Annotated in this window: 1 protein-coding gene; it reads right to left on the bottom strand. The window is 68.5% G+C overall.

Translation table 11 applies throughout. The annotated features are described in order from the left end of the window. Nucleotides 1-929: IS630 family transposase (locus AB0B64_RS60740; RefSeq protein WP_358207703.1), on the bottom strand; the 929-nt coding region annotated here is incomplete at its 3' end. Nucleotides 930-1,063: the final 134 nt, after the last annotated feature.

A 1,063-nucleotide genomic window follows, 5' to 3' on the forward strand; every position in this document is an offset into this window, starting at 1 on the left:
GAGAAAAAGATCTCCACTTGATTCAGCCAGGACGCGTGCACGGGAGTGTGCACCATCACCGCGTGAGGAAACCGCGCGGTGAGCCGGTCGGCGGCGGCCTTGCCGCGATGGGAGGAGCCGTTGTCGACGATCCAGGACACCCGTTTGGCCGAGGCGTAGGGCTGCTGGGTCATGACCTGTTCGACCAGGTCCATGAACGAGACGATGCCGGTCTTGGGCGAGCAGCGGCCGAAGACGTGGGCGCGGTGGGCGTCGTAGGCGGCCAGGTAGGCCAGCGCGCCGCCGCGGTCGTAGTCGTGGTTGAGGCGCATCATCCGCGATCTGCCGGGCGGCAGCGTGGGGTGGCAGCGGCAGCGGGCCTGGATGGAGGTCTTCTCATCGGCGCTGATGACATACTCGTCGTCGCCGAGCGGGACGCCGTCCCAGGTGGGGGCGTACAACTCCAGCACGCGGGCGGCCTTGACGGCGAAGGCCGGGTCACGGATGAAGATCCACGACCGGTGTTGCCAGGGCTTGAGTGTGTCCTCGGCCAGGATCCGGCGCACCGTGGAGGCCGAGATCGTCGCTGTCAGGCCGCGGGCGACGGCTTCGCGGGCCAGTTCGCTACTGCTCCACCGCGACAGCGGAGTCCCGGTCTCGGCCGGTAACTGGCAGGCCAGTGCCGTGATCTGAGCCCGCTGGAGCGCAGTGATACGCGGCGGGCGTCCCGGCCGGTGCCGGTCGGTCAGGCTTTCCATGCCTTGCTCGCTGTCGTAGCGGCCCCGCCACAGGCGGACCGTGTCCACGCTCACCCCGTGCCGGCGCGCGATGGCGTTGTTGGAGTGGCCGTGGGCGGCATCCAGCACGATCCTGACGCGGATCACCAGCTGATACGGGGCCGAAGGGGAGTGGGCGAACTGCTTGAGCCGCCGCCGTTCGGTGGCGGTCAAGATGATCTGACGGGCGCGGCAGCGGGGCACTCGGGGGCTTTCTGCGAGAGATCCACATGGTGACCCGCCGACCTTGCCCGATCATGATCAGCTTGTGGTGATCTGACACGCCGAGCGGGCAGGATAGCCCTCGT

It is taken from the genome of Nonomuraea sp. NPDC049129 (assembly GCF_040648495.1).
Taxonomy (GTDB): Bacteria; Actinomycetota; Actinomycetes; order Streptosporangiales; family Streptosporangiaceae; genus Nonomuraea.